This window comes from Neorhizobium sp. 2083, assembly GCF_031455615.1.
Taxonomy (GTDB): Bacteria; Pseudomonadota; Alphaproteobacteria; order Rhizobiales; family Rhizobiaceae; genus Neorhizobium.
On the sequence record NZ_JAVDTC010000005.1, the window covers coordinates 395,896 to 420,539 of the forward strand.

A 24,644-nucleotide genomic window follows, 5' to 3' on the forward strand; every position below is an offset into this window, starting at 1 on the left:
AGTCAATAAAAAAGCCGCCCCGTCACCGGAGCGGCCGTCTTGGTCGAGCTCTAAACGGATCAGCGGCGGGTGCCGCGGGACACGCGCTCGATTTCCTCGCGCACCAGGCGCTCGACCAGCGTCGGCAGGTTGTCGTCCAGCCATTCCTGCAACATCGGGCGCAGCATGTCGCCGGCCATGTCTTCCAGCGAACGGCGTTCCATGCCGTTGAATACCGAGGCGAGTTCGCTGAAGGATTTCGCGACCTGGGCGCCGGCTTCGGCGGAGAGAAGGTTCGCGGTCTCCTCGATCTTGGCGGGCAGGCTGCGCGGAGCCGGTTCCGCTGCGAGCTTCGGTTCAATCTTCGGCTCCGGACGGACCGGCGCTTCTGCTCTCACCGGAGCAGACAGCGGCGGGTCGAAGACCGGCATCATCACGCGCGGGGCAGGTTCGGGCTGCGGCGCCGCGGGCTGCGGAACCGGAGCAGCCTGCATGGCCTGAGCAACAGGCTCGCGAAATTCCGGCATCTGGGGACGAAGCGGAGCCGGCTGTTCCTGGCGTGCCGCAGGCGCGGGCGACGACGAGGCCTGTGCGGAAGGGGCTGGTGTCGGTGCGGTCGAAGCGGTGGCAAGGCGCACGGTGCCGGTTTCCTGCTGGCGGGCCGACGCGGCACGGACCCGTGCGGCGACATCGGCGAGCGACAGGGTGCGATCCGGCTGGCCCGAGGGGCCGGACGGGTAGTTCATCGGCTCGTTGCGCAATGGCGCGCCGCGGTCATTGGCAGCCATTTCGGGAACAAAGCCCGGCTCCTCGCCGTCTTCGATTTCGTCCTCGGCATAAACCGGGGGCAGCTGGCCGTTGAGCACGTTCTCGGCGTTCGGCTCATTGCTTTCAATGATCCGGCGAATGGACGCCAAGATTTCTTCCATGGAGGGTTCACGCGCTACATTTGGCTGAGCCATTTTCATCCCCGCTGTTACCGGCACTCGAATCGGCCCCGTGGAGGGTGAACCGAATCGTCGTTACTCTAAGGTGTTGGGGGGGCTGGAAACAATGACAAGTGCCCCAGGCTTCCTACCGATACACAGTTTTGTTGGCGTTGTGAATCCCGTAAGTCACACTTGCCCGAAACCGGTGACACCAGCGTGAAAAGAAACCGGCAGCGGCGACAGAAACGACAAAGGGGCCGTAAGGCCCCTTCCCGTTCATGGCAATCCGTCCGTTATAGCCCCGGTCAGAACACGAATTCCTTCGCCTTGCGGAAGCCGGGCAGCGGCTTTACCGAGGCGTTGAAATAGGCGCTCTCGGATACCGCGCCCTGCTCCTTCACCAGCACCTTCGCCTGGGCGGCATTGCCATAACCGACGACAGCGACCAGCCGACCGCCGTCGCGCAGCTGCTCGAGAAGAGCGGAGGGCACTTCCTCGACGGCGCCATTGATGAAGACCAGATCATAGGGGGCCTCTGCGGCGTAGCCCTGCTCGAGCTCGCCGGCAACGACTGCGACATTGTCGTAACCGAGCGCCGAAAGCGTTCCGGTTGCCTGCGCAGCCAGCGCCTCGTCCGCTTCGAGCGAAACCACGGAGCCGGCAATCAGCGACAGGACCGCCGTCGCGTAACCGCAGCCGGTGCCGATTTCGAGCACGACGTCATCCTTGGTGATCGCCGCAAGCTGGAGAAGCTTGGCCAGCGGCGAAGCCTCCATCAGATAGCGGCCGTCGGCCACTTCGATATCCGTGTCGATATAGGCGAGCGACTTTGCCTTGGCCGGCACGAAAGCTTCGCGCGGAACATTGTAGAAGGCCCGCAGAACCGAATGCGACGTGACGTCGGTGGTGCGGATCTGATTTTCGACCATCTTTGCCCGTGCTGCTTCGAAATCCATCATCTCAGTCGTTCCAATTACCCGGCCCAAATCACCGGCGATGCGCCGGCTGATGCATGACCGTCTTACTGACGCCAAGACATGCTTTCAAGACATGCTTTCAAGACAGCGTCCGGTTCCGAACCAAAAAAGCGCGGAGGGATCGCTCCCCATGCGCGTCTTCGCGTTCAGGCAAAAGCCGGCGGCGCTTCTTCGAGCTTGCGGATGGTGAGATAATCCCGGCCATAGGAGGAGCGCAGGCCGTGGTCCTTGTCGAAAGCCAACTGTTCGCCGGAGGTCAGCGGAAACATGCCGTCGGCGAATGTGCCGGTACCATCGACCTCGTTGGCCGCCTGGCGGTGTACGTTGATTATCCTGGTGATCATGACGCCTTCCCTCCGTTCCACCCAATAATCGTTGAGCGGGCCTTTCCGTTCCAAGCCTAGGAGGAGAAGGTTAAAAATTAACCATGTTGCAGCGCACACAAAAATGCGTGGTAAATGCTTGGTATCAAAGCACGATTGGATTTGAGGAACAGGGGCAGGAGATAGGGGGAGAGTGGAGGCCTCGCCGAGAATCGAACTCGGGTGCAAGGATTTGCAGTCCTCTGCGTCACCACTCCGCCACGAGGCCATCCGAACGCATAAAGAGCGAGTGGTATCGGGCGTTTAGAACGAATCGAATAACGGTGCAAGCGGGTTTGGCCCGATTGTCATTTTTTTCTGCACGAGATGAAAAACGCGGTTACCGGCTGGCCGATATCCACATCCGCGCCCGGCGCCGACGTTCGAAAAAGTGGGCCGGAATGGGTGCCGAAGTGTCGTGCCGATCGGCTTCATAAAAAATTCACCAAAAATTGCGGAACCAATATCCCTGGAGGGAGTTGTTTGTGCCGCAATGCAAGGTGTGAACATGACGAGTAACGTAACTGAAGCAAATGATGCCGTGTGGAGTTCGCCGGTCAGAGTACGCGTTGGATACGGTTTCCCCGAAACGATCCGCGGGCCGAAAGAAGCCCTCGAATATCTGAACTGGCGTTGGCCGGTGCGCGAAGGCACCTATTATATCAAGGCCTTGAAGGAATGCGCCGCCTGCCTGCAGCGCAAGCTCCCCCTGGAAAACGTGCGAGAAACCTTCGTTCTCGCCAGCATCGAAGCAAAGATGCTGAACTGATCCCTATCCTTTTATATGCAGGCCGGGTTCCGCCATGTGGCGGAGCCGGAAGGCGGCGGGCGCCCGGATAAAGGGTTTGTTAAGCTTTCTTATCAGGCCGTTTGTTAAAGGATTCTCCCTAGGACTGTAGGCGACGGCGATGTTGTCGTCTTTTATCCTTATGAGAAGGATCGCCATGACGGCGATGATCGGTATGAAACTCAGTGTCTCTGACGCCGTAGCGGCGTGCGCAACCGTTGGTTCGCTTTCCAGCATCCTTTATGTAGGCCATCTGTTCATGGCCCTATTCTAGAGCCCTGCCGATAAACCGGCGACGCTCACGCTGGCCAATAGAAATCGGAACGAAAATCGGCCGGGATATCGGCCAGTCTGCCGATCGCGTCGGCGGCGTAACCGATCTGCATGGCCAGATAGCGGATTTCGCGCGGCACCGGCGCGCCGGTGAGCGTTTCGCGATTGCGCCAGGTCTCGTATCCTGTGGACCTTATCCGCCGTTCGGCTTCCAAAAGCACGTCTTCGCGGCTGGGCATCTGACCGTCCGCCAGATCGGCAGGCTTCGCCACGCGGGCAGCAAGCCCACCCTCGATCACTCTCAAACCCATGTTCACCCTCGTCTTCAATCCCGGGAGCAATCCTAGTGATTCGGGACGGCGTGCGCCAGAGTCGCTCGGAAAATGCCACGTGGCCGCGGCGGGGCGACCATGCTAGAATGGCGTGGTTGCCGGGTGGGGGAGCACCGGGCGGCGAACATGCGGGAAGAGGAGACCGGCATGCAATATCTGGAATTCATCACCACGCTCAATCCCGTCGTGCTGGCGATCCTGCTGATCGTACTGGCCTGCGGAGCTTACGACTACTGGGCGCAGTCCCGATAACGGACAGCGTAGCCCTTTGATTTTGCATGAAACGCCGGGCGTTCACGTTTCCGGCAGGTTGTGGTTCGCGCCTTTGCGAGGCCACGGTTTGTTGTTATCCATGCCGCCGTTTGAAGCGGAATGGAGAGACGAAGAGTGAGCGCAAGCATCGAATTCGACGATACCTCAACTTCACTGAGCGGCACGCTGCGCCAGCTCATCGACGGCATCAAGGGGCAATCGGTGACGCTGCGCCAGTTGATGGACGCGGTGGGCGAACAGGGTCTTCTGCTCATCTGCGCCGTTGCCTCCCTGCCCTTCCTCCTGCCCGTGTCGATCCCCGGCGTCAGCACCGTGTTCGGTGCGGCGATCATCCTGATCAGCCTGGCGATCACCGCCAACCGCCTGCCCTGGCTGCCGAAGAAAATCCTCGACCGGGAACTCGATACGCAGAAACTGCTGCCGGCGCTGGAAAAGGGCGCGGGCATCGTATCGCGCCTCGACCGGTTCCTGAAGCCGCGGATCCTTACCCTGACCAATGGGCGGCTCATCAACCGGGTCAACGGCCTGGCGATTGCAGCGGGCGGCGTGCTCCTGATGTTTCCGCTGGGCCTCGTGCCCTTTTCCAACACGCTGCCGGGGATCGCCATCCTGCTTCTGTCGACAGGCATGATCCAGCGCGACGGGTTGATCGTGCTCGGCGGCTACCTCTTCAACGTGGTCACGGTGATCTATTTCGGCGTGCTCGCCTACGCGGCGTTCAGCGCCGGCCAGGGAATCGCTTCGATGTTCGCCTGAACCGGGCCTGCCCTAACGCTGCTCGGCCTTGCGCGACCGCCGCCTTGCCCACCAGAGCGCGATACGGCGCCGCTGACGCCGGACGAAGGGCAGATCGTGGGAGAGGACCAGAAAGCCGAGCGGCAGCATCCAGAAGCCGAGAATCGGCAGGAAGCCGAGCAAGCCGCCCAGAATCAGGACAAGACCGACAATGACGCGGCCGATCCGCGAGCGCGGCATGGGAATCTCCACGCCGCCGAGCATCAGCTTGCCGCTCTGCGGGTCCATTCCAAATCGCTTCGGCTTACTTTCGCCTGCCACGCTCGATTATCCTCATCGGTTAAAGCCTGTCTTTGCCCGGGAAATGGGGCTTTACCGGGGATAAAACAATCAAGTTGGATTTTTTTGTAAAAACCGCTTGGCAAAACGGCAAAGCATTTGTATTACCCGCCGCACACGCCGCGGCCCTTCGCGGATGATCCCTGGTAGCTCAGCGGTAGAGCATTCGACTGTTAATCGACAGGTCGCCGGTTCGAATCCGGCCCGGGGAGCCAGTTTTGCAAAAGCGCGCCTGACGGCGCGCTTTTGTCGTTTCAGGCTCGCGCAAAACCTCCACGTCCCTTCACGCCGCCGCCCGGTGCCCGGGCGGCGAGATCTGCTTCATGATGTCGAGAGCGGCCGAGGCCGTGTTTACTTCAGGCCGAACAATGCCACCGCGTTGTCGCGGAAGATGGCGGCGCGTTCGGCCGGCGTCAGCGGCACTTTGAAGGCGAAGCGCGGGTCGTCGAAATCCCAGTGCGGGTAGTCGGTGGAGAACATCAGCCGGTCGGTGCCGATCCAGCGCAGGATATCGAGCAGATGGCGGTTGTTCTCCGGCTCCTCGATCGGCTGGGTCGTGTACCAGAAATTCTCGCGCACATATTCCGACGGCTTGCGCTTCACATGCGGAACCTCGTCGCGCATGCGCTTCCATTCCCGGTCGAGCCGCCAGACCAGCGACGGCAGCCATGAAAAGCCGCCCTCGACCAGCACGATCTTCAGCTTCGGGAACTGTTCGAACACGCCTTCGAGGATCATGCTGGAGAGCACCGTCTGGAGGCTGTTGGAGGCTGCGTAGTGCTCCTCCAGGTAAAACGAGCTCCAGCCGGACGGCGTATTCGGGCGGTAGCCGAAGGCGCTGGTATGCAGGCCGATCGGCAGGCCGTAATGCTCGGCCGCCTCGTAGATCGGCCAGTAGCGACGGCGGCCGCAGGGCTCCAGCGTGCGCGGCGGCATGGCGATCTGCACGAAGCGGCGGTCGGTGACACGCCGCTCGATCTCGGCGACCGCGTCCTTCGCATCCTCCTGGGAGATGCAGATGGATGCCTTCAGGCGTGGTTCCGGCCCGGCAAACTTGTCGATCTGCCAGTCGTTTAGGGCCGCACACAGCGCTGCACCGAGCTCCTGGTTGAAGGCGACGCTGCCGGCTGCGAGCGGCTGCAGGATGCCGTAATCGATATTGCACTCGTCGAGCAGCTGTTGCCGCAGGAAGGCAAGGTCCGACGCCGGCGGGCCGCCGTTCGGCGGCCAGGAATCGCGGCGCATGCCGTTGCCGGGCGTCATGCGCGGATAGGGCAGCGTGCCGAGCAGAGGGTTTGCCGTGCGCAAGGCATAATCCTTCACGTGTTTTTTCCAGCGTTCGGGCAGATAGTCGAACAACTGGTCCGGCCGGGAGAAAGCCGGATGCACATCGCAATCGACGACACCCTGTGTCTGGGCTTTTTCCTGGCTGCGTTCGAGTACTGGGGTTTCCATGGGGATCAGCCTCCAAATCTCGGATAGGTAGCGAGAACGTTGTCGCGCAGGATTTTGTTCACCCTGGCTTCCGGCAGGCCTTCGGGCAGCACGTCCAGCCCCTCGAAATGCCAGTGCGGATAGTCCGAGGAAAACAGCAGCATATCATCGCTGAGCAGGTGGTCGAGCGTCTTGGCGACATCCTCGACGTCGTCCGGCCCGTCGAAGGGCTGCGACGTCATGCGGATGTGCCGGCGGATGATGTCGGCCGGCGCGTCCTTGACCCACGGCACCTCGATGCGGGTACCGCGCCAGTCCTTGCTCATGCGCCACATCAGCGCCGGCATCCAGGTGACGCCGGATTCGATCATGACAGCCTTCAGCTTCGGATATTTGACGAACACGCCTTCGGAAATCAGGCTGGCGACCTGGGTGGAGAAGCCCTGCGGCTGCACCACGTGGTCCTCGATCAGGAAGGAATGGAAGCCGCTGTGGCTCGGCGCATGGCGGAAATTCGATCCGGCGTGGATGCCGATCGGCAGGCCGTGTTTCTCGGCGGCCTCATAGATCGGCCAGTAGGTGCGGCGGCCGAGCGGAAGCTCGGTCATCGCAAGCGTCAGGACCTGCACGAAACGTTTGTCGTCGGCGCGGCGCTCGATCTCCTCGACCGCCGCCTCGACGTTCTGGAACGGCACCAGCATCGACGCCCTCAGCCGGTTGTCGCGGCTCAGCCACTTGTCGGCGAGCCAGTCGTTGGTGGCGCGGCATATGGCGGCTGCGAGATAGGGATCGAACAGGGCGTGGGCGCCGGAAACCACGTTGAGGATGGCGCCTTCGAGCCCGAGCGGGTCGAGCAGGTTCTTCTGCATCTGCGCGAGCGGATCACCGGTCCATTCCCAGCCGGGCCGCATATAGGGGCGCGTGCGCTCGGGATAGCCCATCAGTTCAAGCGCATCGACTTCGCGCGAGGTGACGATCTCCTGCCAGTAGTCGTCGAGATAGGGGATGAGATCGGCGCGACGCGGTGTCGGCGGATGGACGTCGCAATCGATCGCCCCGGCGGTTTCGAATCTAGCCATTGTCGTAAACGTCTCGCTCATTGTTGATCGATGAATTATGCTTAGGCGCCTGCCTTGCGACGTCCTTCCTTGCCGGCCTCATGCCGCCTCGACCCCCATCTTTTCCTCGCGGATGAAATCCGCCGCCTTTTCCGCGATCATCACGGTCGGGGCCTGGGTGTTGCCGGAAACGATGGTCGGCATGATCGAGGCATCGACGACGCGCAGGCCGGCAAGGCCGTGGACCCGCAGCCGATCGTCGACCACCGCCATGCGGTCGCGACCCATTTTGCAGGTGCCGACCGGATGGAAAGTCGTGTTGAGGGTGCGGCGCGCATAGTCGAGCATGTCGTCATGCGACTGCACAGCGGCAGTCGGCGCGATCTCCTCCGGCTCGAACCGCGCCATGGCGGGGCTCGCGGCAATGCGCCGGACCGCCTCGATCGACCGTATCAGGATCTCCCGGTCCGCTTCCTCTTTCAGGAAATTGTGCAGGATGCGCGGCTGGGCGGAAGGATCGCTCGCCCCGACATGGCAATGGCCACGGCTTTCCGGCCTGAGGATGCAGGCCGACGAGGTGATGCCGGGGAACGGATGCATGGCGCCGCCGAAACTCGGCGAGGTGGAGCCGGAAACATGGATCTGGATTTCCGGCGCCGGCGCATCCGGCGTCGCCTTGAGGAAGGCGCCAAGCAGGGTCGGCGAACCGCCGAGCGGTCCCCGTTTCGTCGCAAGATACTGCATGCCGAGCAGCATCCGGCCAAGCCTCGTGCCGGCGCGGGTATTGAGCGTATGGGTATTGCGAAGGCGGTGCTGCACCCGGATATGCCAGTGGTCCTGCAGGTTTTCGCCGACACCCGGCAATGCATGCAGTACGTCGATCCCGGCCGCGGCCAGAACGTCCGGCGCGCCGACGCCGGAGCGTTCGAGAATGGCCGGCGAACTGTAGGCCCCGGCGGACAGGATGACTTCCCTCCCCGCCTTCGCCTCGTGATTCTGGCCATCGAGGCTGAAGACGACGCCATTAGCCCGCCTGCCCTCGAAGATGACGCGATCGACGAGAGCGCCGGTGACGACGGTCAGATTGCGGCGGTTGCGGACAGGCTCCAGAAAGGCCCGGGCGGTCGAGTGGCGGATACCGTTCCGGATGGTGGCGACGAAGAAGGCCACACCTTCATTGTCGCCGGAATTGTAGTCGCTCGCAGCGGGAATGCCCTGCTCGATCGCCGCCTGGCGATAGGCCTCCAGAGCCTCCCATCGCACATTGGGATCGGAGACCGCCCATTCGCCATCCGTGCCATGCGCCTCGGAATCGGCGCGATGGAAGGCTTCGGAGCGCTTGAAATAGGGCAGCACGCTTTCCCAGGACCAGCCGCGATTGCCGAGCTGCGCCCACTGGTCGTAGTCGTAGGCATGGCCGCGCACGTAGATCAGGCCATTGATCGCGGAACTGCCTCCGAGCATCTTTCCACGCGGCAGGGCGAGCTGGCGTCCGTTGAGATAGGGCTCAGGTTCGCCCTTGTACAGCCAGTCATAGCGCGGCCTGCCGATGAGATAGGCGAGACCCAGCGGCATGTCGACATAGAAGCCCCGCCCCTCGCCGCCGCCCTCGATCATCAGCACCTCGACCGTCGGATCCGCCGACAGCCGGTTTGCCAGAACGCAGCCTGCCGTACCGCCGCCCACGATGACGTAGTCGTAGATACGGGAATGCTCGAACGCACCCATGGTCTCTCCTCCACTTTCCGCAACCGGCACCGCCACGTACCTCGCGGTTGCGGCGCCGGACCAGGCGCCGAAAGAGCAAAGGACAGAGCGGCCACGCCATCGCAGCCTCCCATACAACCATGGCACATGGCCCCGCCGGAAGGAAGTCATTTGCTGCAAAACCGAATGCAAAAGTATACATCGGCATCCTCCTGCTGTAGGCTTTCCCCACGGCAGGTTGCCGCAATTCGGGAGGAGGAAGCCGAATCGCGGTTTCGATGTATGCATTGCCAAGCCTGTCGGCGGAGTTGTTTCATCAGTTTGTTTCATTGGGGAGGAGCCCAGAGATGAGCAAGACGAAGGGCGGCGTGCCGTCCGTCATCCATGACAGCAGGATCAACCGAAGAACGTTTCTGGCATCGGGCGCGGTGCTGGGAGGCGCAACGCTGTTGCCCAGGTCGATGTTCGCGCAAGTGTCCGCTCAGGCATCGACGCCCAAACCGGGCGGCACGCTGCGTATCGCCATGCCGTTCAACCCGGCCGCACTCGACCCGATGACCGGCCGCAACGTGCCGGACTTCAACGCGCTCTACGCGCTGTTCGACGCACTGATCGCCTTCGACCCCGCGACGCTCGAACTCAAGCCGATGCTTGCCAAGGACTGGACCTTCGCCGACCCGACGACGCTGGTGCTCAACCTTATCGACGGCGTGAAATTCCATGACGGCACGCCGTTCAACGCCGAGGCCGTGAAGTTCAATCTGGATCGTTTCATGAGCGACCCACGCTCCAACGTGAAGTCGGACCTGGTTTCCGTCGCGTCGGTTGCGGTCACAAGCCCGAGCCAGGTGACGATCAAGCTCAAGCAGCCGAACTATTCGCTGCCGACCATCCTGACCGGCCGTGTCGGCTGCATCGTCTCGCCCGCTTCCATCAAGGCGGCCGCCGACGGCAATGTCGATCGCAATCCGGTCGGCACCGGCCCGTTCAAGTTCGCCGAATGGCGCGACAACGACCTGATCCGCGTCGAGAAGAACCCGAACTACTGGCAGGCAGGCCTGCCCTATCTCGACGGCATCAACTTCCGCATCATCAACGAGCTGAACACGGCCGCCCGCACGGTCACCGCCGGCGAGACCGATCTTGCGCTCAACATGGCCGCGCAGCAGATCGCCACCGCCCGCCGGGTGCAGGATCTCACCGCCGAAGCCAATCCTTCGATGATCTTCTTCACCCTGATGATGAATTTCGCCAAACCGCCGCTCAACGACATCCGGGTGCGGCAGGCGATGAACTACGCGATCAACCGCACCGAACTGAACCAGGTTCTGATGCTCGGCCTCGGCGAGCCGACCTCGACCATGTTCCCCAAGGATTTCTGGGCCGTGGATGCCGGGACGGCGCAGTTCTACCAGCACGATCCGGACAAGGCGCGCAAGCTGCTGGCCGACGCCGGCTATCCGAAGGGGCTGGAAGTCGAGACCTGGAGCTGGCCGGACCAGACGTCCGTCCAGCGCCTCGAAGTGGTCGGCGAACAGCTTTCGCAGGTCGGCATTCGCCTCAAGGTCACCCCCTCGCCGCCCCAGGTGGTGAACCAGGCCTTCTATATCGAAGGCAAGGGCGCGATGATCCTCAATCCGCAAGGCGGCTGGCTCGATCCGAGCCAGACCTATGAGCGTCTGTTCGGCGCGACCGGCCAGTTCAACGCCGGCAAGGTGGAAGATCCACAGTTCCGCAAGCTGCTGGACGCGACCGGCACCTCGGCCGATGCCGGCAAACGCAAGGAGGCCTTTGCCGCACTCCAGCGCTTCGTCGTCGAGCAGGCGCTGCACCTGCCACTGGTGACCTCGGCCGCCATGTCGATCCGCAACAAGAAGGTCAAGGATTTCCGGTACGACCGGCTGCATTCGCCGCGGTTCCATCGCGTCTGGCTCGACCAGACCGCTTGAGACCGATACCCTGCGGCCTGCCGCCAGCCCCACCGCCCTCATCCTCGGGCTTGTCCCGAGGATCTGACTACATCGTCACGCATTAGGCGTGGATGGATGCTCGGGACATCCTCGGGTTAAACCCGAGGACTAGCATGACGAAACGAAAGGCCCGACCTTCCAGCCGGGCCTTTTCATATACGTTGCGAAACCCGCCCCTTACCTCCTCTTGATGGTCGGATCGAGGAGCACGCGGATCGATTCGCCGAGCGTGTTGAAGGCGAGCGCGGTGAACAGGATGGCGAAACCGGGCGCATACATCTGCTCCGGCGCCACCTCGACATAGTGGTAGGCGCGCGCCAGCATGCCGCCCCAGCTCGACTCGGGCGGCTGGACGCCGAGCGACAGGAAGCTCAATCCGGCTTCCGCAAGGAGCGCGACGGCGAGCATCAGCGTCACCTCGACGATCACCGGCTGGATCGCATTGGGCAGGATATGGCGCAGGATGAGGTGCAGGCGCGAGGCTCCGAAACCGGTAGCGGCCTCGACATAAAGCGCGTTCTTCACCACCAGCGTCTGGGCCCGCATCGTGCGGGCAAGCACCGGCGCGAAGGCGAAACCGACGGCGATCATCGCATTGGTGAGGCCGATGCCGAGCGCGCCGGTGACGGCGACGGCGAGCACCAGCGGCGGAAAGGCCAGCACGCCGTCGATGATGCGGCTGCCGACCTGATCGATCCAGCCGCCGACGAAGCCGATGAAGACGCCGAGCGGCACGCCGATCGCCACGCCGATGCCGACGGCAAGGCTTGCGGCATAAAGCGCATTGTAGGAGCCGTAGATCAGCCGGCTCAGCGTGTCGCGGCCCAGATCGTCTGTGCCGAGCCAATGCGCGCCGCTCGGCGGCGCCAGAAGGTCCATCAGGTTCTGCTTGTTGGGCGCATAGGGCGCGATCACCGGCGCGAAGACCGCCGCCAGGATCAGAATGGAGAGATAGGCAAGGCTGATCAGCGCGCGTTTATCGCCCCACAGCCAGGCCCAGAAGCGGAAGCGGACGGGCGGCGGCAGGGTCGCTCTGGCTGCGGGGGCGGCAGCGGTTCGGGTCATACTGGTCATGTTGGTATCGGTCATGCGGAGGCCGCCACTCTGGGATCGAAAGTCGCGTTGAGCACGTCGACCAGGAGATTGGTGAGGATGACCACCAGAACAAGCACGAGCGCCACGCCCTGCACGACCGGGAAGTCCTTGTTGAGCGCCGAATAGCTGATCAGGTTACCGACGCCGGGAATGGCGAAGACCGCCTCGATGATCACGGCGCTGGAAAACAGCCGGTTCACCTGCAGGCCGGCAATGGTCAGCATCGTCGCCGCCACATTGCGAAGCCCGTGCTTCCACAGGATGGCCCCCGAGCTGAGCCCCTTGGCGCGCAGCGTGCGGATATATTGCGAGCCGAGCACCTCGAGCAGCGCGCTGCGCACCTGCCTTGCCAGAACCGCGACCACACTGGTCGAAAGCGCTATCGCCGGAAGGGTCGCATAATAAATCGACTCCAGCGGTTTTTCGAAGACGGATACCGCGCCGGTTGCCGGGAACCAGCGATAGCCGAGCGAAAACAGCGTCACAAGGATGATGCCGAGCCAGAAACTGGGCACCGCGACACCGAGCGAGGCAATACTGGTGATGACCTTGTCGAGCGTCGTGCCCTGGCGCGTGGCGGCGAGAATGCCAAGTGGAATGCCAAATACCGCACCGAGAACCAGCGCGTAGAGAACCAGCAGAACCGTATGCGGCAGACGTGCGAGGATCAGCCGCAGGACCGATTCGTTGGAGAACAGCGAATGGCCGAGATCGCCCTGCACGGCATTTCCCAGCCAGAAGAAATATTGCACCAGCATCGGCCGGTCGAATCCGTAGATATGGCGGATTTCCGCGATGCGTTCCGCCGTCGCATAGTCGCCCGCGATCATCATGGCCGGGTCGCCGGGCATCATGTAGACCAGCGAAAACACCACGAACGTGGCCACGATCATCACGGGCACGAGCTGCATGAGCCTTTGCGCAACCATCCCGGGGACGCCGTACATCATTGATACTCCGTCAATCCGCAATTGACGCCGGCCGTTTCGATGGCCTGCGCGGGAACACCGGACGCGCAGAAGCACTGCCGTCCGATGCGATGGAAGCGAGACGGGCAAATCCGCCCCGCTCCGGTTTCCGGGCGTTTCCCCGATGCGCCGGTCGCATCGGGCAATCGCATCGCCTGCGCGTCAGGCCTCCATCCACACCTTGTGGAAGCGGGGGCGCTGCAGCAGGCTGAAATTGAAGCCGTGCACCTTCGGCGTGCGGATGATGATGCCCGCGGACGAGAACTGCGGCAGGTGCAGCGCGTTTTCCAGCACGAAACGCTGCATCTTGAAGAGCACGTCCTTGCGCTTGGCGTTGTCGAACGTGTTCATCGACGCATCCATCAGTTCCCGGTAGCCCGGCAGCTCGATCTTGGCCGCGTTGCGATAGGCAGTCGCCGAGAACTGACGGTCGTAGGCCGTTGCCGGATCCGGAAGACCACCGGTCGGGGTCATCAGCATCTGACCCTTTTTCTCGGTGAGGAAGTACTGCATCGTCTGGGCCGGCTGCGCCGGCGTGACCTTCAGCCGGATGCCGGCTTCGGCAAGCTGCGCGCCGAGCACTTCCTGGCGCTGCACCGCCGCCTGGTCGGCCCAGGTGAAGGTGGCGATCTCGATGCCGTTTGCGAAACCGGCCGCCTTCAGCAGCGACTTGGCGCGGTCGAGGTCCAGCTTGTAGAAGTTCTCGGTGGCGGGATCATTGGCCCAGAAGCCCGACGGGAACATGCTGCAATGCCCGCCGCCGAGGCCGCCCCACAGGACCTGGTTGAGCACCGGGCGGTCGAGCGCCCAGTTCATGGCCTGGCGGACGCGAACATCCGCCAGCGGCCCCTCGCCGTAATTCAGGAAGGCCGTGTAGTAGATCATCGACGGCGTCGCTTCGGCGACCAGCTTCGGATCGCGCTTGGCCACGGCCATCTGCTGCGCGCTCATGTTGAGGACGATATCGGATTCACCGGCTGTCACCGTGCGCACGGCCGTGTTGAACTCGTTGACGATGCGCATGTCGACGCCGTCGAGATAGGGCTTGTCGCCCCAGTAGTTGGCGTTCTTGACGACCTTGATGAGCGCGTTGTCCTGCCATTCGACGAACTTGAACGGCCCGGTGCCGACGGGCGCGCGATCGACATTGCCGCCGGCCGCGGCCTTGACCGAAGCGGGCGACACGATGAGGCCGGCGCGGTCGGTGAGGATGGCGGGCAAGGTGGCGTCCGGATATTTCAGCTTGATGGAGACCTGATGGGGACCCGTCGCCTCGACCTTGCTGACGACCGCAAGGTCCGACTTCACGTTCGAGCGCTCGTAGGTCATGCAGCGCTGCAGGTGGAAGACCACCGCTTCGGCGTTGAACGGCGTGCCGTCATGGAACTCGACGCCCTGGCGCAGCTCCAGAACCAGTGTGGTGGGGTCGGTGAATTTCCACGAGGTCGCCAGCATCGGCTGCAGTTCGAGCGTCTGCGGATCGAAGCCGATCAAGGCGTCGAACATCAGGAGAAGGGCGTTGAAATCGGGATTGTTACGGCCCGTCAGCGGGTCGAGCGCCGCCGGATTGAACGGCATGACGGCCCTCAGGGTGCCGCCCGATCTCGGCTGCGGCGCCTGAGCGCGCGCCATCGCCGGCAAGAGGGCGAGGCCACCGGCAGCGGCAGTTCCGGCCAGCAGCGAGCGACGGGTGAGATCCGGTATCTTTGCAAATGGATTTATGGTCACGTCTTCTCCTCCTTGATCATGACCGGCCTTATTCGGCCCCTATGTCAGTGCATTCGTCGCAGGTGCGACATGGTCCCCGCCGTGCCCCCCGGCAGGACCAAGACCCCTCCTCTCCTTTTCGCCGAGCATCTCCTCGGCGAAGTGGCATGCAACATGCCGTCCGGGCAGCAACTCCCGCTGCCGGGGTTCCTCGGTGCGACAGATGTCGCGCACCCGCGGACAGCGCGTATGGAAGCGGCAGCCGCCGGGCGGCGCGATGGCGCTCGGTATCTCGCCCTGCAGGATAATCCTCTGCCGGGCATCGGCGGCGGCCGGATCGATCTCCGGTTCGGCCGAGCGCAACGCTTCCGTATAGGGGTGCAGCGGCGTCTCGATCACGGCATGGGCCGGGCCGAATTCGACGATCTTGCCGAAATACATCACCGCCACACGGTCGCTGATATGGCTGACAACGCGCAGGTCATGGCTGATGAAGACGTAGGTGAGGCCGAATTGTTCCTGCAGCCGGGCGAAGAGATTGAGCATGTCGGCCTGGATCGACACATCGAGCGCCGCCACCACCTCGTCGCAGACGATCACGTTCGGATCCAGCATCAGCGCCCGGGCGATATTGGCGCGCTGTTTCTGGCCACCGGAAATCTCATGCGGATAACGGTTGGCCATTTCCGGCGACAGCGACACCCGGTCCAGCATCGCGAACGCCTTTTCGCGCCGCTCGGCTTTCGTCCCCTCGCCTGCGATGTTCAAGGGTTCGCAGATGCTCTGAAGGATGGTCATGCGCGGGTCGAAAGCCGCATTCGGGTCCTGCGAGACGATCTGGTACTTGCGCCGGTGACGGTTGAGTTCGCGGCGGGAAAACTTGAAGGGATCGACGCCGTCGTGCAGCACGCCACCGCCGCTCGGGCTGAGCAACCCGACGAGACAGCGCCCCAGCGTCGATTTGCCGGAACCGGATTCACCGATCACACCGAAAATCTCGCCCTTGCGGACGCTGAAGCTGACACCGTCGACGGCACGGATCAGCGAACCGCGCCGCGCATTGCCGAAGCTGACATGCAGGTCGTCGACGTCAAGCGCCGTCTGCCCGGAAGGCGTGGCTACACTCATGCCCCGACCCCTCTCAATTCGAGTTCTTCCCAACGGTTGCAGCGCACTTCCCTGCGGACGGTGTTCTCGACGCCCTCATTTTCGATGCTCTGCGGCAGTTCGCAGGGCTGCATGGAATAGGAACAGCGCGGCCCGAAGCGACAGCCCTTCGGCATGTGACGCAGCGAGGGGACTCGGCCGGCGATCGAAGGCAGGGTGCCGCGCGCACGGTTGCTGTCGGGTATCGAATGCAGGAGCCCGGCCGTATAAGGGTGACGGGGATCGGCGATGACATCCCTCACCGGACCGCCTTCGACCACCTGCCCTGCATACATGGTGACCATCCGATGACAGCTCTGTGCCACCAGGCCGAGATTGTGGGTGATGAACATGATGGCGGTGCCGGTGCGGTCGGCAAGGCCCAGGAGCAGGTCCATGATCTGCGCCTGGATCGTCACGTCCAGTGCCGTGGTCGGCTCGTCGGCAATCAGCAGGCGCGGTTCGCAGACCAGCGCCATGGCGATCATCACGCGCTGGCGCATGCCGCCGGAAAGGTTCATCGGGTAGAGCGTGGCGACATGGCGGGGCGATGCGATGCCGACCGAATCGAGCGCTGCGACGGCGCGTTCCGCCGCCTCCCTGCGATCGATCTTGAAATGCCGCCGAAGGGTTTCCTCGATCTGGTAACCCACGGTGAATACCGGGTCGAGGGCGCTCATCGGCTCCTGGAAAATCATGCTGATGTGCCGCCCGCGAATGCGGTTCATCTGCGATTCCGAACAGGCGGCCAGGTTCTGCCCGCCGAACATGATGTTGCCGCCAAGGCGCGAATCGCGCGGCGGCAGAAGCCGGAGGATCGAGAGCGCGGTCATCGACTTACCGCACCCGCTCTCCCCGACGACGCCGAGAATCTCCTTCGGCTTCACCGACAGCGAAACGTTGTTGAGGACTTCGACCCAACCCGATTGGTCACGCAATGACAATGTCAGGTTCTGGATATCCAGAAGCGTGTCCTGGCCGGCCACCGTGATCTCGGCAAGCTGCTGCATCCGGCCCTGATCCTCCCGTCGGCCCGCTGCCTGCACGATCAACATCTGACATGCAGGCGGCACTCATGCATTTTCCTCACCGCGCCGACTATCCCATCAGGGATCCTGATACGCGATGCAGACTCCTCCCGAGAGCCTATTCGTGTATACATTACACGTCGCGTTGACGAAAGCCAGAATGAAAATCACCTTCCTCGGGAAGCCTGTTTTTCACCCCAGGCTTTCCCGGATCGCCTCCCAGCTCGCCGCATCGGGCGCAAGCAGCAGCCGCCCTTGCGTCATCGAGGGCCGGTAGGTCTCGCCGCTCAGGAGACCGCTATGGCCGCCGGCTTCGCGGTGGATCAGTTCGCCGGCCGCATGATCCCAGGGTTTCATATCGGCATTCAGCGAGAAGGTCATCGCCCCGGTTGCCACCATCCGGTATTCGAAGGCGGAGCAGCGCCATGTGGTGGTGCGGCCGAAACGCAGAACCCGCGGTGCGAAGGCCGCCTGCTCTTGCGCCGAGAACATGTGCAGCGGCACGAAGCCGCTCATTTCGGCGACCGGAACCGGAGCGGCGACGCCAAGGCGGGTATGGGCGCCATCGCGGGCGACGTGCCAAGCCCCCTTGCCCGGCCTGGCCACCAGAAAATCGCCGGTCACCGGATAGTGGATCAGGCCGGCGACGGTCCTTCCAGCCGACACGATCGCCACGATCATGCCGAACAGCGACACCCCATGGGCGAAATTCCAGGTACCGTCGACGGGATCGATGATGGCCGCGAGTTCGGCATCCGCAAGGCGGTCGAGCAGTGCCGGATCGGCGGAGACCGCCTCCTCGCCGACGATCAGCGCGCCGGGAAAATGCGCGGAAAGTGCTGCCGAAAGCCGGCGTTCGGCCCCCAGATCGGCATCGGTGACGATGTCGTCGGGAGCGGTCTTGGCGCGGATGCCATCCGCCGTCACGCCGAGGAAACGGGGCAGAACCTCCGCCTCCCCCGCCTGGCGCATATCCTCCATCAGGGACCGAAGCACGGCGTCGGAAACAATCGTCATGCCTGGCGCGCCTTTATGTAGGATTTCAACGCGGCGGGCTGGTCCGTCTGGATAACGCTGATGCCCGCGTCCATCAACCGGCCCCAGATCAGATCGGGATCGGCAAGAGCGGCACTGTCCGTCCATTCGCCGCTGCCGGGCTGGTCGAGGGTGTTGACCCACAGCGCCATCCGGGCCCGGGCGAAAGCCTCGCGGTGATGAGCGATCGTTTCGAGACTGTCGAAGCGGATTTCGCACATGAAAGGCGAGAGGTTAGCAAGGACAGCCAGCGAATCGCCGATGTTTTCGGCGGTGAAGCGCGTCATGCCCATGAACGGTACGCCGTCGATGTTCTGGTCGCGCACCCAGTGGACATCCGCCAGGCTGTGGACCTTGGTCTTGAGATCGACATAGGCAGCCGCCCCCATCTCGCGTGCGCAGGCGGCGACTTCGGAAAAAAGTCCGCGGTCCTTCAAATCCAGATCGGCGAAGATGCGGCCGCGGATGATCTCCAGCGCCTGCCTCAACGTCGGGATGGGCTGGTCGCTTACGGCACGCCCTTCGCCGCCGTCGCTCTCGCGCAGCATGATCGCCTGGAGTTCGGCCATGGTCAGGCTTTCGGCGTCGCGATCGATGCCGGCCATGCGTTCGAGCGTGTCGTCATGCATCAGGAAAAGCTCGCCGTCGGCGCTCTTGCGCACGTCGAGTTCAACGATGTCGCAGCCGAGCGCGATCGCGTTCTCGATGGCCGCCAGGCTGTTTTCCGGGGCCTCGTGCCAGGCACCGCGATGGGCAACGACGGCGCAGCTACGTGCCGGATCGGCGATGAAGTCTTTGTAGTTCATGTGGGTTTCTCTCATAGGGCGCCTGTGGCGCCGGGCTTTCATTGGGCGCCGAAGGCACCGGGTATGGCCCGGCCCGTCGCTGCATCGAAGAGATGCAGTCGCGAGGTCGGGAAGTTCAGGTCGAGTTCGAGCCGGTCGGCTATATCCGCGCCGAAGGGCGTCGCGATGCGGACGGTCGAACCGCCGAGATCGGCGGCCAGCACCGAATGGGAGCCAAGATCCTCGCGGAACCGGAGCGCCGCCCTGACCACATGGCCATTCGCCTTGCCATCGACGACGATATCCTCGGGGCGGATGCCGAGCTGGTAGGTGCCGGTCAGCGAGGCGTTCGCCACCACCTGCCCGTCGGCAAGCCGCAGCGCCGCCCCGTCTCCGGTCACGGGCAGAATGTTCATCGGCGGGGCGCCGATGAATTTGGCGACGAAGACCGAGGCCGGGTTGTGGTAGATCGCCTTCGGCGTATCGAATTGTTCGATGCGGCCCTTGTTGAGGATGAGGATGCGGTCGGCGAGCGTCATCGCCTCCACCTGATCGTGGGTGACGAAGACGGTGGTGGCGCCGATGCGGCGATGCAGGTCGGCGAGTTCGACGCGCATGTCGTGGCGAAGCTGCGCATCGAGATTGGAGAGCGGCTCGTCGAACAGCAGAACGGCCGGTTCGCGGACGATGGCGCGGCCGATCGCGACGCGCTGGCGCTGGCCGCCGGAAAGCTGTCCCGGCTTGCGGTGCAGGTAGTCGGCAAGGCCCAGCATCCTGGCGACCGCCGCGACCCGCTCGGCGCGCTCCGCCTTCGGTGTGCCGGAGACCTTGAGGCTGTAGGCCATGTTCTCGAACACGGTCATGTGCGGATAAAGCGCATAGTTCTGAAACACCATGGCGCAGCCGCGATGTTTCGGCTCGAGATCCTGCACTTCGCGGGTGCCGATCAGGATCTTGCCGCTGCTCACCCGTTCGAGCCCGGCGATCATCTGCAGAAGCGTGGACTTGCCGCAGCCGGAAGGGCCGAGCACGACGGTGAATTCGCCCGCCTTCAGCTCGACATCCATCGGCGGAATGACCACCGTCTGGGGATCGTAAGCCTTGGTGAGATCCTTGACCGTGATGCTCGCCGCGGCGGCGCGGATGGCTGTATCGATGGCGTTCATCGTCATTTCTCCGAAAGCACGAGGCCCTGCACCAGATACCGCTGCAACAGTGCGATCATCAGGAGGGGCACGAGGGAAACGATCACGGCGCCCGCCATGATCATCGGAAAGTCCGGCACTTCGCCGTCCGAATCCGGCAGCAGCCGCGCCAGGCCAACCACGGCGGTCTGCATGTCGGGTGTGGAGGAGGCGACGAGCGGCCAGAGATACTGGGTCCAGCCGCTCAGGAAGGTCAGCACGAAAAGCGCCGCGAAACTGGTGCGCGACAAAGGCAGCAGGATATCAAGCATGAAGCGGACCGGGCCGGCCCCGTCCATGCGGGCGGCCTTGAACAGATCTTTCGGCAGAGTGAGAAAGAACTGGCGGAACAGGAACGTGCCCGTGCCATGGGCGACAAGTGGGGCGATCAGGCCGAAATGGGTGTTCAGAACACTCAGCTCGAGCTGCACGGGCGCCCCGAAAGCCTTGGCGATCAGCCCGTTGAGGCCGGTGACGTCGAGCAGCGCGTTGACCGGCGAAAACACGTTCGACGCAACCTGATAGGTGGTGATGACGCGGATATCGACCGGCAGCATGATCGTCGCGAGGATCAGCGCGAAGGCGACGCCCGCCCAGCGGATGCGGAAATAGACGATCGCATAGGCCGACAGGAAAGACAGGATGCAGGTGGCGATCGCCAGGCTGAAGGCAACCGCCAGGCTGTTCAACATCTGGATCGGGATGCGCGTCTCGGTGAAGATGCGCGCCGCATTGTTGAAGAACTGGTCGCCCGGATACCAGGCAAGCCCGTTGCGCAGCAGGAATTCGTAGGACTGCGACGCAGTTGCAAGCGTCAGGTAGAGCGGCCCGAGAATGTAGAGCATGCCGGCAAGCAGGATGACGCTCGCGGCGATGTTGAGGGAGCGTGCGTTTTCGATCATCTGTCAGCGCTCGTAGTTGATGCGCCGGCCGAGGAAGACGAACTGGGCGGCGGTGAGAAGGATGACGAAGACCATCAGGATCGCGGTCTGGGTGGCGGCGCCCGACAGGTCGTAACCGCTGAAACCGTCCTTGTAGATCTTGTAGACGAGCAGCGTGGTCGCGCCGCCCGGACCGCCATGGGTGATCGTGTCGATCAGCGCGAAGGCGGAGGTGACACTTTCGGTGAATTCCAGCACCAGGGTCAGGAAGAGCTGCGGCATGATCAGCGGCAGCTGCACGTCAAAAATCCGCCGCCATGGCCCTGCCCCGTCCATCGCCGCCGCCTGCTGCATGGTGCGCGGGATCGATTGCAGCCCGGCCAGCAGGATGACGAAATTGAACGGGATGCCGCTCCACACATGCGCTGCGATCAGCGTGATGAAGGCGTCCGTGCCGTCGATGCCGGGTGCCCAGATGCCTGGAAAGGCCTTGTTGAGCGGTGCGAGGATGCCGACGAACGGATTGAAGACGAAGGCGAAAACGACGCCGATCGAGGCGCCTGCCACGCCCTTCGGCCAGACCAGCACATTGCGGGCCGGCAGCGACAGGCGGATCTTGCGATCGGCGGCGACCGCCAATATCAGCGGGATCAGTACGGCGAGCGACGATGCGGTCACCATGAACACCAGGGTGCGCCCGCCCGCCTGCCAGAATTCCCGGTCGGAAAGGACGCGGGCAAAATTGTCGAGCCCGACGAACATCGAACCGCCGCCGAACGGCTGCTCGAGAAAGAAGGACCAGTAGAAGGCCTGGAAGATCGGCACGTAGAAGAAAAGGATGATCAGCAGCATGAAGGGCGCGACCAGCAGGACCGGCAGCCAGCGATTGCTGAAGAGAGTGGATTCGGAGGTCATGGGAAAAGCCCGCAGTGAGGGAGCGGCACGGACAGGACTTGCGTCCCGCCCGCGCCGATCAAGCTTGGATCAAGGCAGCTTGACGCCCTTGTAGGTCTGCTCGAAACGACGCAGCAGCTCGTCGCCACGCTTCTTGGCATTGTCGAGCGAGACCTGCATGGTCTGCTGGCCGGCATAGGCCTTCTGGGTCTCTTCCATGAAGATTTCGCGGAACTGCACGTAGAAGCCGAGGCGAATGCCGCGGCTGTCGGCGGTCGGCGGCTGATTCATCGACTCGATGCCGATGGCAGCGGTCGCGTATTTCGCGGCCTTGGCGTCGCCGCTCTTGTTGATGGCTTCGAGCACGTCGTTGGTGACGGGGACGTAGCCGGTGGCGGCGGTAAACGCCATCTGCTGTTCCGGCTTGCGCAGGAAGTCGAGGAAAGCCTTGGCGCCATCGACCTCGGCCTGGTCATGGCCCTTCATGACATAGATCGAAGCACCGCCGACCAGCGTGTTGTGGCGCTCGTAACCCTTGTACATCGGCGCCATGTTGACGGTGATCTGGTACTTGCCGTCGAAAGCCTTGGTGGAGGCGGCGTAGGAGCCGGAGGAGCCTTCCATCATCGCGCATTCGCCGGCGTTGAAGGCAGCCGTATAATTGCCGGCCTTGGTATCGGCATTGAGCCTGACGAGGCCTTCCTTGCGCCAGTCGACCAGGTTCTGGAGGTGCTTGGCGACGAAAGTGGTGTTGAAGACATATTCGGCATCGAGGCCGTCATAACCGTTGTGCCTGGAGGCGATCGGCAGGCCGTGACGGGCTGAGAACTGCTCCAGCACGCGCCAGGTATCGCCATCGGTGACGAACGGGCAGGCATGGCCGGCGGCCTTCAGCTTGCGGGCGGCATCGATCACCTCTTCCCAGGTGGTCGGGGTCTGGGTGACGCCGGCTTTCTCGAGCTCGGTCTTGTTCGTATAGAACAGCAGCGTCGAGGCATTGTAGGGCTGCGCGAAAAGCTTGCCGCCGGATGTTTCGTAATAGGCGCGGGTGCCGGCGATATAGCTGTTCCACTTCACGTCGGGCAGGATTTCCTGGACCGGGACGACGGCGTTGGACAGCATCAGGTCGAGCGTGCCCGCGTCGAAGAACTGGATCAGCACCGGGTGGTTCTTGGCGCGATAGGCGGCAATCGCCTTCTGCATCGACACTTCGTAGCTGCCCTGGCCGACGCAGGTGACCTTGTGCTGCGACTGAGCAGCGTTGAAGGCATCGCACTGCGCCTTGATTGCGGTCTCCACCGGCCCGGTGTTGCCGTACCAGAATTCGATATTGGCGGCCTGCGCGGAACACGCACCCGCCATCACGGCGGCCGCGGCCGCCAGAATGGAAATCTTCATCATTGCCCTCGCCTGTTTTGGGATCGGCCGAGTGTGCTCGGCATCAGAACGGCGGCATTACTACACTTTATGTGTAACAATTGAATGACAGGCGGAAGCCCTTGTCGCGAAAGGGATTTCGATCTATGGAAAGGAAATTATGGGGTAAGGCGGCCGGTATAAAGCCGCCTTTATTACACTTCTATGGTAATTTTGGCGGAGGAGATGGATCAATGGCCTATTTTCCCGAGGCGCTGATCTCCCCGCAATTCCTGCGCGCAGGCGAAAGCGGAGTCGTCTCGCCGAACGAGCGCAGTCTGCTCAAACTCATCTGGCGGTATCCCGGCCTTTCCCGTTCCGAGGTGACCGATCATACCGATCTCACCCAGCAGTCGGTCTACCGGATCATCGATCAGCTGGCGGAGCGCGGCATTGTCTCGCTTGGCTCTCCGAAACCCGGTGTCGGCCGCGGGCAACCCAGCCCGACGCTCAGACTTGACAGTCGATATGCCTATTCCTGCGGGATCTCGGTCAATACCGACGTCATCGGCATCTGCCTGATGGACCTTGCCGGCAGTGTTCTGGCTGAAAGCAGCGTGACGCTGCGCGGGCATACGATGGCGCAATCCCTCGATCTTGTCAGGGAACGGCTTGTGGAGGCCCAAAAGCTCAACGACCTGTCCCCGGCGGCCCTTTTCGGCATCGGCTTTGCAATAGCAGGCTTTCATGTCGGCGGAACACGCTACAACGCGCCGCTTCCGCTCCATGAATGGTCGCTGATCGAACTCGGCCCGCTGCTGGCGGAATTTTTCGGCAAGCCGGTCTGGGTGCACAACGGCGCCAATACCGGGGCGATCGCAGAGGCGATGTTCGGCGTCGGGCGTCATATCAAGCATTTCGCCTATCTGAGCTTCAACTACGGTTTCGGCGGCGGACTGATCGGCGACGGCGAACTGCTGCTCGGCGGCAACGGCAATGCCGGCGAGTTTTCGGGCATCTATGACGAAGAGGAAAACCAGCGCAGACCGGCGCTGCAGTTGCTCATCGAAAGGCTTGCCCGCAACGGCGTCGACGTCCCTTCCATCAACTACATGCGCAGGCATTTCGACGCGCAGTGGCCAGGGGTGACCGAGTGGGTGAACGAAGTCGCGCCGGCTTACAACCGCCTGGTCAATGCCATCTGGGCGATCTTCGACCCGCAGGCGATCGTCTTCGGCGGCCAGGTGCCGCGAGATCTGGCGCAGATGCTGATCGATCGAACCCGCATTTACGACCGGCCGCGCTACGGCGTGCCGCGCCCCAGCCCCAAGCTGATCATCTCGGACATCGCCAGCGACGCATCGGCGATGGGCGCCGCGATCACGCCGTTCCACTCGACGTTCTACTGAC

Annotated in this window: 23 protein-coding genes and 2 tRNA genes; 5 read left to right on the forward strand and 20 right to left on the reverse strand. The window is 63.1% G+C overall.

Annotated features, from left to right (window positions below; genetic code table 11):
• Window positions 1-59: 59 nt before the first annotated feature.
• From J2X76_RS21225 to J2X76_RS21240, 4 genes are all read right to left on the reverse strand, one after another.
• On the reverse strand, window positions 60-941 hold the full coding sequence (locus J2X76_RS21225) for a DUF2497 domain-containing protein (protein ID WP_310219272.1): 882 nt from the start codon (window positions 939-941) through the stop codon (window positions 60-62).
• Between the two features lie 272 nt (window positions 942-1,213).
• On the reverse strand, window positions 1,214-1,867 hold the full coding sequence (locus tag J2X76_RS21230) for a protein-L-isoaspartate O-methyltransferase (RefSeq protein WP_310219274.1): 654 nt from the start codon (window positions 1,865-1,867) through the stop codon (window positions 1,214-1,216).
• Window positions 1,868-2,031: 164 nt separating this feature from the next.
• A complete protein-coding gene (locus tag J2X76_RS21235; protein ID WP_113128855.1) occupies window positions 2,032-2,229 on the reverse strand; it encodes a hypothetical protein in 198 nt (65 codons plus the stop codon).
• Between the two features lie 173 nt (window positions 2,230-2,402).
• Window positions 2,403-2,476 (reverse strand) — tRNA-Cys (locus tag J2X76_RS21240).
• Window positions 2,477-2,665: 189 nt separating this feature from the next.
• Here J2X76_RS21240 and J2X76_RS21245 point away from each other — a divergent pair.
• Window positions 2,666-3,016: a DUF982 domain-containing protein gene (locus tag J2X76_RS21245; protein ID WP_162732299.1), complete on the forward strand. Its 351-nt coding sequence runs from the start codon at window positions 2,666-2,668 to the stop codon at window positions 3,014-3,016.
• A 317-nt stretch (window positions 3,017-3,333) separates the two neighbouring features.
• Here the strand turns inward: J2X76_RS21245 and J2X76_RS21250 are convergent, their stop codons facing one another.
• Window positions 3,334-3,618, reverse strand: coding sequence for a hypothetical protein (locus tag J2X76_RS21250; RefSeq protein WP_310219275.1), 285 nt, complete (start codon window positions 3,616-3,618; stop codon window positions 3,334-3,336).
• Between the two features lie 393 nt (window positions 3,619-4,011).
• Here J2X76_RS21250 and J2X76_RS21255 point away from each other — a divergent pair, with 393 nt between their 5' ends.
• Window positions 4,012-4,668 carry an exopolysaccharide biosynthesis protein gene (locus tag J2X76_RS21255; RefSeq protein WP_310219277.1) on the forward strand — a complete coding sequence of 219 codons (657 nt, stop codon included), beginning with the start codon at window positions 4,012-4,014 and terminating at the stop codon, window positions 4,666-4,668.
• Between the two features lie 12 nt (window positions 4,669-4,680).
• Here J2X76_RS21255 and J2X76_RS21260 read toward each other — a convergent pair whose 3' ends face one another.
• On the reverse strand, window positions 4,681-4,935 hold the full coding sequence (locus J2X76_RS21260) for a hypothetical protein (protein WP_310219387.1): 255 nt from the start codon (window positions 4,933-4,935) through the stop codon (window positions 4,681-4,683).
• Window positions 4,936-5,126: 191 nt separating this feature from the next.
• On the opposite strand from J2X76_RS21260, the gene J2X76_RS21265 reads away from it, so the two are divergent.
• Window positions 5,127-5,201: transfer RNA gene (locus J2X76_RS21265), tRNA-Asn, on the forward strand.
• 136 nt (window positions 5,202-5,337) lie between these two features.
• Here J2X76_RS21265 and J2X76_RS21270 read toward each other — a convergent pair.
• From J2X76_RS21270 to J2X76_RS21280, 3 genes are all read right to left on the reverse strand, one after another.
• A complete protein-coding gene (locus J2X76_RS21270; RefSeq protein ID WP_310219279.1) occupies window positions 5,338-6,441 on the reverse strand; it encodes an amidohydrolase family protein in 1,104 nt (367 codons plus the stop codon).
• A gap of 5 nt (window positions 6,442-6,446) precedes the next feature.
• The gene (locus J2X76_RS21275; protein ID WP_310219280.1) at window positions 6,447-7,499 is read right to left on the reverse strand and encodes an amidohydrolase family protein; all 1,053 of its coding nucleotides are present in this window, start codon (window positions 7,497-7,499) and stop codon (window positions 6,447-6,449) included.
• Between the two features lie 78 nt (window positions 7,500-7,577).
• The gene (locus tag J2X76_RS21280) at window positions 7,578-9,206 is read right to left on the reverse strand and encodes a GMC family oxidoreductase N-terminal domain-containing protein (RefSeq protein WP_310219282.1); all 1,629 of its coding nucleotides are present in this window, start codon (window positions 9,204-9,206) and stop codon (window positions 7,578-7,580) included.
• A 326-nt stretch (window positions 9,207-9,532) separates the two neighbouring features.
• On the opposite strand from J2X76_RS21280, the gene J2X76_RS21285 reads away from it, so the two are divergent.
• Complete coding sequence (locus J2X76_RS21285; RefSeq protein ID WP_310219284.1) at window positions 9,533-11,134, forward strand: ABC transporter substrate-binding protein; 1,602 nt, start codon at window positions 9,533-9,535, stop codon at window positions 11,132-11,134.
• A gap of 198 nt (window positions 11,135-11,332) precedes the next feature.
• On the opposite strand, the gene J2X76_RS21290 is transcribed toward J2X76_RS21285, so the two are convergent.
• The 11 genes from J2X76_RS21290 to J2X76_RS21340 form a co-directional block, all read right to left on the reverse strand.
• Window positions 11,333-12,244, reverse strand: a complete 912-nt coding sequence (locus J2X76_RS21290; RefSeq protein WP_310219285.1) for an ABC transporter permease — start codon at window positions 12,242-12,244, stop codon at window positions 11,333-11,335.
• Entirely contained in the window at window positions 12,241-13,161 is a 921-nt protein-coding gene (locus J2X76_RS21295) for an ABC transporter permease (RefSeq protein WP_405030071.1), read from the reverse strand. The genes J2X76_RS21290 and J2X76_RS21295 overlap by 4 nt, the downstream gene beginning before the upstream one ends.
• A gap of 219 nt (window positions 13,162-13,380) precedes the next feature.
• Window positions 13,381-14,946 carry an ABC transporter substrate-binding protein gene (locus J2X76_RS21300; RefSeq protein ID WP_310219287.1) on the reverse strand — a complete coding sequence of 522 codons (1,566 nt, stop codon included), beginning with the start codon at window positions 14,944-14,946 and terminating at the stop codon, window positions 13,381-13,383.
• Window positions 14,947-14,985: 39 nt separating this feature from the next.
• Window positions 14,986-16,053 (reverse strand): oligopeptide/dipeptide ABC transporter ATP-binding protein, encoded by a 1,068-nt coding sequence (locus J2X76_RS21305; RefSeq protein ID WP_310219288.1) that lies wholly within the window; start codon window positions 16,051-16,053, stop codon window positions 14,986-14,988.
• Window positions 16,050-17,081, reverse strand: coding sequence for an ABC transporter ATP-binding protein (locus J2X76_RS21310; RefSeq protein WP_405030074.1), 1,032 nt, complete (start codon window positions 17,079-17,081; stop codon window positions 16,050-16,052). Before J2X76_RS21310 ends, J2X76_RS21305 begins: the two co-directional genes overlap by 4 nt.
• Before the next feature lie 210 nt (window positions 17,082-17,291).
• The gene (locus J2X76_RS21315; protein WP_310219291.1) at window positions 17,292-18,116 is read right to left on the reverse strand and encodes an inositol monophosphatase; all 825 of its coding nucleotides are present in this window, start codon (window positions 18,114-18,116) and stop codon (window positions 17,292-17,294) included.
• On the reverse strand, window positions 18,113-18,940 hold the full coding sequence (locus J2X76_RS21320; protein ID WP_310219292.1) for a glycerophosphodiester phosphodiesterase family protein: 828 nt from the start codon (window positions 18,938-18,940) through the stop codon (window positions 18,113-18,115). The genes J2X76_RS21315 and J2X76_RS21320 overlap by 4 nt, the downstream gene beginning before the upstream one ends.
• Before the next feature lie 38 nt (window positions 18,941-18,978).
• Window positions 18,979-20,085: a sn-glycerol-3-phosphate ABC transporter ATP-binding protein UgpC gene (locus tag J2X76_RS21325; RefSeq protein ID WP_310219293.1), complete on the reverse strand. Its 1,107-nt coding sequence runs from the start codon at window positions 20,083-20,085 to the stop codon at window positions 18,979-18,981.
• A gap of 2 nt (window positions 20,086-20,087) precedes the next feature.
• Window positions 20,088-21,005 (reverse strand): ABC transporter permease subunit, encoded by a 918-nt coding sequence (locus J2X76_RS21330; protein ID WP_310219294.1) that lies wholly within the window; start codon window positions 21,003-21,005, stop codon window positions 20,088-20,090.
• Between the two features lie 3 nt (window positions 21,006-21,008).
• Window positions 21,009-21,899: a sugar ABC transporter permease gene (locus J2X76_RS21335; protein WP_310219295.1), complete on the reverse strand. Its 891-nt coding sequence runs from the start codon at window positions 21,897-21,899 to the stop codon at window positions 21,009-21,011.
• Between the two features lie 69 nt (window positions 21,900-21,968).
• On the reverse strand, window positions 21,969-23,276 hold the full coding sequence (locus tag J2X76_RS21340) for an extracellular solute-binding protein (RefSeq protein ID WP_310219388.1): 1,308 nt from the start codon (window positions 23,274-23,276) through the stop codon (window positions 21,969-21,971).
• Between the two features lie 212 nt (window positions 23,277-23,488).
• Here J2X76_RS21340 and J2X76_RS21345 point away from each other — a divergent pair, with 212 nt between their 5' ends.
• Window positions 23,489-24,643 carry an ROK family transcriptional regulator gene (locus tag J2X76_RS21345; protein ID WP_310219296.1) on the forward strand — a complete coding sequence of 385 codons (1,155 nt, stop codon included), beginning with the start codon at window positions 23,489-23,491 and terminating at the stop codon, window positions 24,641-24,643.
• The last annotated feature ends 1 nt before the right edge of the window (window position 24,644 follow it).

Bases quoted from the DNA above. Each gene is read 5' to 3' on its own strand.
- J2X76_RS21225 (WP_310219272.1), bottom strand. From the start codon at position 941: ATGGCTCAGCCAAATGTAGCGCGTGAACCCTCCATGGAAGAAATCTTG.
- J2X76_RS21230 (WP_310219274.1), bottom strand. From the start codon at position 1,867: ATGATGGATTTCGAAGCAGCACGGGCAAAGATGGTCGAAAATCAGATC.
- J2X76_RS21235 (WP_113128855.1), bottom strand. From the start codon at position 2,229: ATGATCACCAGGATAATCAACGTACACCGCCAGGCGGCCAACGAGGTC.
- J2X76_RS21250 (WP_310219275.1), bottom strand. From the start codon at position 3,618: ATGGGTTTGAGAGTGATCGAGGGTGGGCTTGCTGCCCGCGTGGCGAAG.
- J2X76_RS21255 (WP_310219277.1), top strand. From the start codon at position 4,012: ATGGAGAGACGAAGAGTGAGCGCAAGCATCGAATTCGACGATACCTCA.
- J2X76_RS21260 (WP_310219387.1), bottom strand. From the start codon at position 4,935: ATGGACCCGCAGAGCGGCAAGCTGATGCTCGGCGGCGTGGAGATTCCC.
- J2X76_RS21270 (WP_310219279.1), bottom strand. From the start codon at position 6,441: ATGGAAACCCCAGTACTCGAACGCAGCCAGGAAAAAGCCCAGACACAG.
- J2X76_RS21275 (WP_310219280.1), bottom strand. From the start codon at position 7,499: ATGGCTAGATTCGAAACCGCCGGGGCGATCGATTGCGACGTCCATCCG.
- J2X76_RS21280 (WP_310219282.1), bottom strand. From the start codon at position 9,206: ATGGGTGCGTTCGAGCATTCCCGTATCTACGACTACGTCATCGTGGGC.
- J2X76_RS21285 (WP_310219284.1), top strand. From the start codon at position 9,533: ATGAGCAAGACGAAGGGCGGCGTGCCGTCCGTCATCCATGACAGCAGG.
- J2X76_RS21290 (WP_310219285.1), bottom strand. From the start codon at position 12,244: ATGACCGATACCAACATGACCAGTATGACCCGAACCGCTGCCGCCCCC.
- J2X76_RS21295 (WP_405030071.1), bottom strand. From the start codon at position 13,161: ATGCAGCTCGTGCCCGTGATGATCGTGGCCACGTTCGTGGTGTTTTCG.
- J2X76_RS21305 (WP_310219288.1), bottom strand. From the start codon at position 16,053: ATGAGTGTAGCCACGCCTTCCGGGCAGACGGCGCTTGACGTCGACGAC.
- J2X76_RS21310 (WP_405030074.1), bottom strand. From the start codon at position 17,081: ATGCAGCAGCTTGCCGAGATCACGGTGGCCGGCCAGGACACGCTTCTG.
- J2X76_RS21315 (WP_310219291.1), bottom strand. From the start codon at position 18,116: ATGACGATTGTTTCCGACGCCGTGCTTCGGTCCCTGATGGAGGATATG.
- J2X76_RS21320 (WP_310219292.1), bottom strand. From the start codon at position 18,940: ATGAACTACAAAGACTTCATCGCCGATCCGGCACGTAGCTGCGCCGTC.
- J2X76_RS21325 (WP_310219293.1), bottom strand. From the start codon at position 20,085: ATGAACGCCATCGATACAGCCATCCGCGCCGCCGCGGCGAGCATCACG.
- J2X76_RS21330 (WP_310219294.1), bottom strand. From the start codon at position 21,005: ATGATCGAAAACGCACGCTCCCTCAACATCGCCGCGAGCGTCATCCTG.
- J2X76_RS21335 (WP_310219295.1), bottom strand. From the start codon at position 21,899: ATGACCTCCGAATCCACTCTCTTCAGCAATCGCTGGCTGCCGGTCCTG.
- J2X76_RS21340 (WP_310219388.1), bottom strand. From the start codon at position 23,276: ATGAAGATTTCCATTCTGGCGGCCGCGGCCGCCGTGATGGCGGGTGCG.
- J2X76_RS21345 (WP_310219296.1), top strand. From the start codon at position 23,489: ATGGCCTATTTTCCCGAGGCGCTGATCTCCCCGCAATTCCTGCGCGCA.